This window comes from Mycobacterium sp. TH-M15 (assembly GCF_057473705.1).
The window spans coordinates 1-8,373 of the sequence record NZ_JBYCLB010000227.1 but is presented as its reverse complement, the minus strand read 5'-3'; the positions used below and the strand labels follow the sequence as shown (position 1 = coordinate 8,373).

Sequence of the window (8,373 nt, the reverse complement as noted above, 5' to 3'; positions counted from 1 at the left end):
ATCTGGAACCCTTCCTCAACGAGCGGCTCGCCCGCTACAAACACCCGAAGGCGCTCGTGCTCGTCGACGAACTGCCCCGCAACGCCAGCGGCAAAGTGGTCAAGCAGGTGTTGCGCAAGGACTACGCCTAAGGCATGGCGGAAGCCACGGCAGCGATCGCCGCCGAAGCGGTAAACTGCCTGCGCCGGACGCCCGCGGACCCGGTCGAATACACCGAGCAGCGCAGCAGTTCGGTCAGCCCATCGCGCGGTTCCCGGTGCTGCAGCACCGGATGGTGGACATGGACCTCGGGCGTCAGGGCCCGCCTGGCCGAGCCCGCCGCAGGATCGCCTCGGCGTGCCGCAGCACCGGCGAATCGACCATCTGCCCCTCGAACGCGAACACGCCGCGCTCCGATCGCGCCGCCGCCAGCACCCGGCCCGCCCAGTCGATCCGCTCGGCGCTCGGGCGGTAGGCGTCGCGCACCACCGGGACCTGGCTGGGATGGATGCACACGGTCGCGTCGAAGCCGATCGCCGCGGCGTCGGCCGCCTCGTCTCTCAGCCCGGTGAGGTCGCCGATGTCCAGGTGCACCGCGTCGAGTGCGGCCCGACCGAACGCCGCCGCCGCCAGCAGCACCGCCGAACGGGCGTGCCGCGCGACATCCCGGTAGCGGCCGTCGGCGCGGCGGCTGGAACCACCGCCGATCCCGGCCACCAGATCCTCTGCCCCCCACATCAGCGCCACGGTCGGCTCGGCCGCGGCGATCTCGGCGGCGAACACCACCCCGCGCGGCGTCTCGGCCAGGGCAACCACCCGCCGCGGTGCCAGCGCGTCGACCTGGCCGGCCGATTCGGTCTTGGCCAGCATCACCGTCGCGTAATCGGTGTTCGCCAGCGCCGCCAGGTCATGGGCGTGTTCTTCGGTGCCGGCCGGGTTGAGCCGCACCACGGTGCGCGCCGGGTCCAGCGGGTTGTCCCGCAGCGCGTCACGCGCCGCGGGCCGGTCCGCGGCGGATACCCCGTCCTCCAGGTCGAGGATCACCACGTCGGCGACGGCGGCCGCCTTGGCGAACCGCTCCGGCCGGTCGGCCGGGCAGAACAGCCACGCCGGACCGGCCTGGGTCGGGTCCATCAGCGGCTTTCGGCCGGCCGTTTGCGGACCAGGGTGGCGCGCACCGCCCGGGCGACGATGTCGCCGTGCTGGTTTCGGGCCAGGTGCTCGAGCGTCACGATGCCCTCCCCCGGCCGGCTCCTGGACTCGCGCAAGCCGGTGCAGATGCTCTCGGCGTACAGCGTGTCGCCGTGGTACACGGGATGCGGGAACGACACCTCGGTGAAGCCGAGGTTGGCGACGATGGTGCCCTGGGTGAGTTGGGCCACCGAGAGCCCGACCATGGTGGAGAGGGTGAACATCGAGTTCACCAGCCGCTGACCGTGAAAGCCCGGCTGCTGGGCCGCCCAGACCGCATCCAGGTGCAGCGGTTGGATGTTCATCGTCAACGTGGTGAACAAGACGTTGTCCGCCTCGGTGACGGTGCGTCCGGGTCGGTGCAGGTAGGTGGTCCCGATCTCGTACTCTTCGAACCACAGGCCGCGCTGCTCAACGGTTTTGCCCATCACAACCCCAGCGATCGAGCGATCAGCATCAACTGCACTTCGGTGGTGCCCTCGCCGATCTCCAGGATCTTGGCGTCCCGATAGTGGCGCGCCACCGGATATTCGTTCATGAACCCGTAGCCGCCGTGGATCTGGGTGGCATCGCGAGCGTTGTCCATCGCCGCCTCCGAGGAGATCATCTTGGCGATCGACGCCTCCTTCTTGAACGGCTTACGGGCCAGCATCCTGGCCGCGGCGTCGTAGTAGGCGGTGCGCGCGACGTGTGCGCGTGCCTCCATCCGGGCGATCTTGAAGCTGATCGCCTGATACGAGCCGATCGGCTGGCCGAACGACTCGCGCTCCTTGGCGTACCGGACGCTCTCGTCGACACAGCCCTGCGCCACCCCGGTGGCCACCGCGGCGATCGCGATCCGGCCCTCGTCCAGGATGGACAGGAAGTTCGCGTAGCCCCGGCCGCGCTCACCGAGCAGGTTGGCCTCCGGAACCCGGGCATCGGCGAAGGTCAGCGGGTGGGTGTCGGATGCGTTCCAGCCGACCTTGTTGTACGGCGGCTCCACGGTGAATCCCGGTGTGCCGCTAGGCACGACGATGGTGGAGATCTCCTTCTTGCCGTCGGCCCGGGTCCCGGTGACGGCGGTGACGGTGACCAGCGAGGTGATGTCGGTTCCGGAGTTGGTGATGAACTGCTTGGCGCCGTTGATCACCCATTCGCCGTCCTCGAGGCGGGCCGTGGTGCGGGTGCCGCCGGCATCCGAGCCGGCCCCCGGCTCGGTCAGCCCGAAGCCGGCCAGCGCACGCCCGGTCGCCAACTCCGGCAGCCAGGTCCGTTTCTGCTCCTCGGTGCCGAACCGGTAGATCGGCATCGCGCCCAGGCCGACCCCGGCCTCCAGCGTCATCGCCACCGATTGGTCGACTTTGCCGAGTTCTTCCAGCGCCAGCGCCAGCGCGAAGAAATCACCGCCCATCCCGCCGTACTCTTCGGGCAGCGGCAGGCCGAACAGCCCCATCTCCCCCATCTTGGCGATAACCTCGTACGGAAAGCTGTGTTCCTCATCGTGTTTGGCCGATACCGGGGCGACCACGTTGCGGGCGAAGTCGGCCACCGTGGCCCGCAGGTCTTCGTATTCTTTCGGCAGGGTGCCCGCCGTGGTCGTGTTCATGCCTTGTCTTCCTCACTTGAAACCGCTGCCGGGTCGGCCTGCTCGGGGGTGAGCCGGGCCAGCACCTGATCCACCTTCACCTGGTCGCCGACCGCCACCAGCAACTCCACCTCGCCGGCAACCGGGGCGGTCAGCGTGTGCTCCATCTTCATCGCCTCGACCACCAGCACCGGTGCCCCCTCGGCGACCTGCGTGCCCGGGGTGGCGCTGACCGCGATTACGCTGCCCGGCATCGGGCTGACGATCTCCGCGCTACGCGGGCCGCCGGATCGGCGCGCCCGAACTTCCTCGGCCTCGTGCAGCTGCCAGCTGCCGCGCTCGTCGGCGATCCACAGCCGCCGATCCTTCTCGGCGACCGAGAAGAGACGGCGCACGCCGTCCAGGGTGACCACCAGCTGCCCGCGCCGCACCGTCGCGGTGGCGGACCATATCTCGCCATCGCCGACCTGTACCCGCGCCGAATCCGGCAGCCCCCACACCGACACCGTCTCCGACCGCAGCGGGGTGCGCATATCGGTGCGCACCGGCGCCGCCTCCCCGACCCGCCATCCGCTCGGCGCCGCCCACAGACCGTCCCGGGCCCGCTCGGCGCGGCGCGCCAACGCCCACTGCCGGTACAGCCCGCCGGCGGCGCGCACGTCGTCGGGAGCGGGCAGCGGGGTGAAGTCGCCGAGCTTGGCGTCCAGCAGCTCGGTGTCCAGCTCGCCGGCGACCACCCGGTCGTCGGCGAGCAGGAAACGCAGGAACTCGATGTTGGTCTGCACGCCGAGCACCGAGGTCTCCGCGAGGGCACGGTCCAGCCGCTGCAGCGCCTCCGCCCGGTCGGCGCCGTAGCCGATCACCTTGCTCAGCATCGGGTCGTAGTCGCTGCCGACCACGGTGCCGGCCCGCAGCGACGAGTCCACCCGCACCCCCGTCCCGCGTGGCTCGTGCACCGCCAGCACGGTGCCGCCGGTCGGCAGGAAACCGCGGGCCGGATCCTCGGCGTAGACCCGGGCTTCGACGGCGTGCCCGGTCAGCTCGATGTCGTCCTGGGTGAACGACAGCTTCTCGCCGCCGGCCACCCGCAGCTGCCACTCGACCAGATCCAGCCCGGTGATCGCCTCGGTGACCGGGTGTTCCACCTGCAGCCGGGTGTTCATCTCCATGAAGAAGAACTCGTCCGGCCGATCGGCGGAGACGATGAACTCGACGGTGCCGGCGCCGGTGTAGTCGACGCTGCGGGCGGTGTCGCAGGCGGCGGCGCCGATCCGGGACCGGGTGGCCGGATCCAGCAGCGGCGACGGCGCCTCTTCGACGACCTTCTGGTGCCGGCGCTGCAGGCTGCATTCCCGCTCACCGAGGTGCACCACGTTGTCCTGGGTGTCGGCCAGCACCTGCACCTCGATGTGCCGGGGGCGCAGCATGAATCGCTCCAGGAACAGGGTGTCGTCGCCGAACGCCGACGCCGCCTCGCGTCGTGCGGTCGCCAGCGCATCGCGCAGCCCCGCCGGTTGGTCCACCAGGTGCATGCCTTTGCCGCCGCCGCCGGCCGACGGCTTGATCAGCACCGGGTAGCCGATCTCCGCCGCGGCCGCCACCAATTCGTCGTCGGTCAGGCCGGGGCGGGCGACACCGGGTACCACCGGTACGTCGAACGCGGCGACCGCGTTCTTGGCGGCGATCTTGTCGCCCATCACCTCGATCGCCGGGGCCGGCGGTCCGACGAAGACGATCCCGGCCCGCTGGCACGCGGCGGCGAACCCGGCGTTCTCGGATAGGAATCCGTAGCCGGGATGGATTGCCCGGGCATCGGTTTCGGCCGCCGCCTGCAGCACCCGGTCGATCGACAGATAGCTCTCCCCCGCGGGCGGGGGCCCCAGCCGCACGGCGAGGTCGGCTTCGCGCACATGCCGCGCACCGGCATCGGCGTCGCTGTACACCGCGACTGATCGGATACTGAGCCGGCGCAGGGTGCGGATCACCCGCACCGCGATCTCGCCGCGGTTGGCCACCAGCACGGTGTGGAACGGGATCGGGTTCGGCTCACTCATCGCGTCACATCCGGAAGACGCCGTAGCAGACCGGATCCAGCGGGGCATTGGCGCAGATCGAAAGCGCCAGCCCCAGCACCGTTCTGGTGTCGGCCGGGTCGATGACGCCGTCGTCCCAGAGCCGCGCGGTCGAGTAGTACGGGCTGCCCTGCTGTTCGTACTGGTCGCGGATCGGCGCCTTGAAAGTCTCCTCCTGCTCCGCCGACCACGGCGTGCTGGCGGCTTCCAGCCGGGCGGCGTGCACCGTCGCCAGCACCGAGGCGGCCTGTTCGCCGCCCATCACCGAGATCCGCGCGTTCGGCCACATCCACAGGAATCGGGGCGAGTACGCCCGGCCGCACATCGAATAGTTACCGGCGCCGTACGATCCGCCGATCACCACGGTCAGCTTGGGCACCCGGGCGCACGCCACCGCGGTGACCATCTTCGCCCCGTGTTTGGCGATGCCGCCGGCCTCGTAGTCACGCCCGACCATGAATCCGGCGATGTTCTGCAGGAACACCAGCGGGATGCGGCGTTTGTCGCACAACTCGATGAAGTGTGCCCCCTTGAGCGCGGACTCGCCGAACAGCACCCCGTTGTTGGCGACGATGCCCACCGGATGCCCGTGCAGGTGCGCGAAGCCGGTCACCAGGGTCTTGCCGTATTCGGCTTTGAATTCACTGAACTCGCCGCGGTCCACCAGCCGGACGATCACCTGGTGCACGTCGTAGGGCACCCGCGGGTCGGGCGGGACGACGTCGTAGAGCTCGACCTGGTCGTATGCGGCGTCGGCCGGCGGGACTGTCCGCCACGGCGTTTCGGCGCGCGGGCCGAAGGTGTCCGCGATCCGGCGCACGATCCGCAGCGCATGCTCGTCGTCGTCGGCCAGGTGGTCGGTGACCCCGGAGACCTTCGAGTGCAGGTCGCCGCCGCCCAGTTCCTCGGCGGTGACCACCTCGCCGGTGGCGGCCTTGACCAGCGGCGGGCCGCCCAGGAAGATCGTGCCCTGCTCGCGGACGATGACCGCCTCGTCGCTCATCGCCGGCACGTAGGCGCCGCCGGCGGTGCACGAGCCGAGCACCGCGGCGATCTGCGGGATGCCCAGCGCACTCATCGTCGCCTGGTTGTAGAAGATCCGGCCGAAATGCTCCCGGTCGGGGAACACCTCGTCCTGGCGCGGCAGGAACGCCCCGCCGGAGTCCACCAGGTAGATGCAGGGCAGCCGGTTCTGCAGCGCGACCTCCTGGGCGCGCAGATGCTTCTTCACCGTGATCGGGTAGTAGGTGCCGCCCTTCACCGTCGCGTCGTTGGCGACGATCACGCATTCCCGTCCGGCGACCCGACCGATTCCGGCGATGATGCCGGCCGCCGGGCACTCGTCGTCGTACATCCCGCCGGCGGCCAGCGGCGCCAGCTCCAGAAACGGGCTGCCCGGGTCGAGCAGCCGGTCCACCCGATCGCGCGGCAGCAGCTTCCCCCGGGCGACGTGCCGTTGCCGGGACCGCTCGCCGCCGCCGCGCGCGGCCGCCGCCAGCCTGGCGTTCAACTCGGCGACCAGCGCCCGGTGCTGGTCGGCGAAGGACGCCGCAGCCGCCACCGCCGTCATGACGTCACCGGAAGCGCCAGCGCCGGTTCGGTCTTTGCGACCACCTCGTCCGCCGAGACACCGGGCGCGGTCTCGACCAGCCGCAGCCCGTCGTCGCCGACGTCGATGACGGCGAGGTCGGTAATGATCCGGTCCACGCAGCGCGCACCGGTCAGCGGCAGGGTGCAGTGCTCGACGATCTTGGCGCTGCCATCGCGCGCGGTGTGCTCCATCATCACGATCACCCGCCGGGCCCCGTGAACCAGGTCCATCGCGCCGCCCATGCCCTTGATCATCTTGCCCGGGATCGTCCAGTTGGCCAGGTCACCGGCGGCCGACACCTGCATGGCGCCCAGCACGGCGACGTCGAGATGGCCGCCGCGGATCATCCCGAACGATGCCGAGGAGGAGAAGAACGACGCCCCGGGCAGGACCGTCACCGTTTCCTTGCCGGCGTTGATCAGGTCGGCGTCCAGATCCCCCCGCCGCGGGTACGGCCCGACGCCGAGAATCCCGTTCTCCGAGTGCAACACGACGGCGACGCCGTCCGGGATGTGGTTGGGGATCAGCGTCGGCAGGCCGATACCCAGGTTGACGTACTGCCCGCCGTGCAGCTCGGCCGCGACTCGTGCGGCCAGTTCGTCTCGGCTCCAGCTCATCGCACCGTCTCCCGCTCGATTCGCTTCACCGGGTCGGGCACGTGCACCACCCGCTGAACGTGGATGCCCGGGGTGTGCACCTGCGCCGGGTCGATCTCGCCGGGTTCGACGAGGTGCTCGACTTCGGCGATGGTGATGCGGCCGGCCGCCGCGCAGTCCGGGTTGAAGTTGGCCGCGGCCTCCCGGTAGACCAGGTTGCCGTGCCGATCGCCTTTCCAGGCGTGCACCAGCGCGAAGTCGGTGCGGATCGCGTGCTCTAGAACGTAGCTGCGGCCGTCGAAGTCCCGGGTCTCCTTGGCCGGCGAGGCGACCGCGACGGCACCGGCCGCGTCGTAGCGCCACGGCAGCCCGCCGTCGGCGACCTGGGTGCCCACCCCGGTGGGGGTGTAGAAGGCGGGGATGCCGACTCCGCCGGCCCGCAGCCGTTCGGCCAGCGTGCCCTGCGGGGTGAGCTCCACCTCAAGCTCGCCGGCCAGATACTGCCGGGCGAACTCCTGGTTCTCCCCCACGTACGAACTGACGGTGCGCCGGATTCGCTTGTGCTCCAACAGCACACCCAGGCCGACGCCGTCCACGCCGCAGTTGTTGGAGACGGTCTCCAGATCGGTGGCGCCGGCTTCCAGCACCGCGGCGATCAAGGCTTCGGGGATGCCGCACAGGCCGAAACCGCCGACCGCCAGCGACGACCCGTCGGTGATGTCGGCGACGGCGTCGGCGGGCGACGCCACGACCTTGTCGATCGCCACCACACCTCCGCTTTCAGTTAATGTCGATTAACCGGGGTCGAGGATACCACCGTTTTGCCGGTGCGTCAGCCGTCCGGCGGCGGCCGCAGGTACGCGGCGGCCTCCCGGCGTATCTCGTCCTTGCGGATCTTGCCGGTGACGGTCATCGGGAACTCGTCGACGACCCGCAGATACCGCGGAATCTTGAAGTGGGCCAGGTGGCCGGTGCAGAACTCCCGCAGGCCCTCGATGGTCGGCGCCGGCGCCCCGTCCCGCACGGTCACCACCGCCATCAACTCCTCGCCGTAGGTCTCGTCGGGGACCCCGATCACCTGGACGTCGACGATGTCGGGGTGCCGGTAGAGGAATTCCTCGATCTCCCGGGGGTAGATGTTCTCGCCGCCGCGGATGACCATGTCCTTGATCCGGCCGGTGATCCGCAGGTCGCCGTCGGCGCCCATGATCGCCAGGTCGCCGCTGTGCATCCAGCCGTCCGCGTCGATCGACGCGGCGGTCGTGGCCGGATCGTTCCAGTAAGGGCTCGCGCAGTAATTAATCGGGTTCTGGTGGGCGTGTCGCGGTGTGGTCGGCGGTGAGCGTGTAGTTCCAGTCGCCGTGGAATTCGTGACGG

The 8,373-nt window shown here is 70.2% G+C and carries 7 protein-coding genes and 1 pseudogene; all 8 read right to left on the bottom strand.

Features of this window, described 5'->3' with window-relative positions; all coding sequences use genetic code 11:
• Positions 1 to 294: 294 nt before the first annotated feature.
• Positions 295 to 1,113 carry an HpcH/HpaI aldolase/citrate lyase family protein gene (locus AC2VNT_RS05405; protein WP_486945875.1) on the bottom strand — a complete coding sequence of 273 codons (819 nt, stop codon included), beginning with the start codon at positions 1,111 to 1,113 and terminating at the stop codon, positions 295 to 297.
• Positions 1,113 to 1,598, bottom strand: coding sequence for a MaoC family dehydratase (locus AC2VNT_RS05400; RefSeq protein WP_486945874.1), 486 nt, complete (start codon positions 1,596 to 1,598; stop codon positions 1,113 to 1,115). The genes AC2VNT_RS05405 and AC2VNT_RS05400 overlap by 1 nt, the downstream gene beginning before the upstream one ends.
• On the bottom strand, positions 1,598 to 2,758 hold the full coding sequence (locus tag AC2VNT_RS05395; protein WP_486945873.1) for an acyl-CoA dehydrogenase family protein: 1,161 nt from the start codon (positions 2,756 to 2,758) through the stop codon (positions 1,598 to 1,600). The genes AC2VNT_RS05400 and AC2VNT_RS05395 overlap by 1 nt, the downstream gene beginning before the upstream one ends.
• On the bottom strand, positions 2,755 to 4,791 hold the full coding sequence (locus AC2VNT_RS05390) for an acetyl/propionyl/methylcrotonyl-CoA carboxylase subunit alpha (RefSeq protein WP_486945872.1): 2,037 nt from the start codon (positions 4,789 to 4,791) through the stop codon (positions 2,755 to 2,757). Before AC2VNT_RS05390 ends, AC2VNT_RS05395 begins: the two co-directional genes overlap by 4 nt.
• A 4-nt stretch (positions 4,792 to 4,795) precedes the next feature.
• Positions 4,796 to 6,379, bottom strand: a complete 1,584-nt coding sequence (locus tag AC2VNT_RS05385) for a carboxyl transferase domain-containing protein (RefSeq protein WP_486945871.1) — start codon at positions 6,377 to 6,379, stop codon at positions 4,796 to 4,798.
• The gene (locus AC2VNT_RS05380) at positions 6,376 to 7,017 is read right to left on the bottom strand and encodes a 3-oxoacid CoA-transferase subunit B (RefSeq protein ID WP_486945870.1); all 642 of its coding nucleotides are present in this window, start codon (positions 7,015 to 7,017) and stop codon (positions 6,376 to 6,378) included. Before AC2VNT_RS05380 ends, AC2VNT_RS05385 begins: the two co-directional genes overlap by 4 nt.
• A complete protein-coding gene (locus AC2VNT_RS05375) occupies positions 7,014 to 7,757 on the bottom strand; it encodes a CoA transferase subunit A (protein WP_486945876.1) in 744 nt (247 codons plus the stop codon). Before AC2VNT_RS05375 ends, AC2VNT_RS05380 begins: the two co-directional genes overlap by 4 nt.
• Before the next feature lie 71 nt (positions 7,758 to 7,828).
• Positions 7,829 to 8,278 (bottom strand): annotated as a pseudogene (locus tag AC2VNT_RS05370) (AMP-binding enzyme); the annotation flags it as partial.
• Positions 8,279 to 8,373: the final 95 nt, after the last annotated feature.

Bases quoted from the DNA above. Each gene is read 5' to 3' on its own strand.
- AC2VNT_RS05395 (WP_486945873.1), bottom strand. From the start codon at position 2,758: ATGAACACGACCACGGCGGGCACCCTGCCGAAAGAATACGAAGACCTG.
- AC2VNT_RS05400 (WP_486945874.1), bottom strand. From the start codon at position 1,598: ATGGGCAAAACCGTTGAGCAGCGCGGCCTGTGGTTCGAAGAGTACGAG.
- AC2VNT_RS05385 (WP_486945871.1), bottom strand. From the start codon at position 6,379: ATGACGGCGGTGGCGGCTGCGGCGTCCTTCGCCGACCAGCACCGGGCG.
- AC2VNT_RS05405 (WP_486945875.1), bottom strand. From the start codon at position 1,113: ATGGACCCGACCCAGGCCGGTCCGGCGTGGCTGTTCTGCCCGGCCGAC.
- AC2VNT_RS05380 (WP_486945870.1), bottom strand. From the start codon at position 7,017: ATGAGCTGGAGCCGAGACGAACTGGCCGCACGAGTCGCGGCCGAGCTG.
- AC2VNT_RS05390 (WP_486945872.1), bottom strand. From the start codon at position 4,791: ATGAGTGAGCCGAACCCGATCCCGTTCCACACCGTGCTGGTGGCCAAC.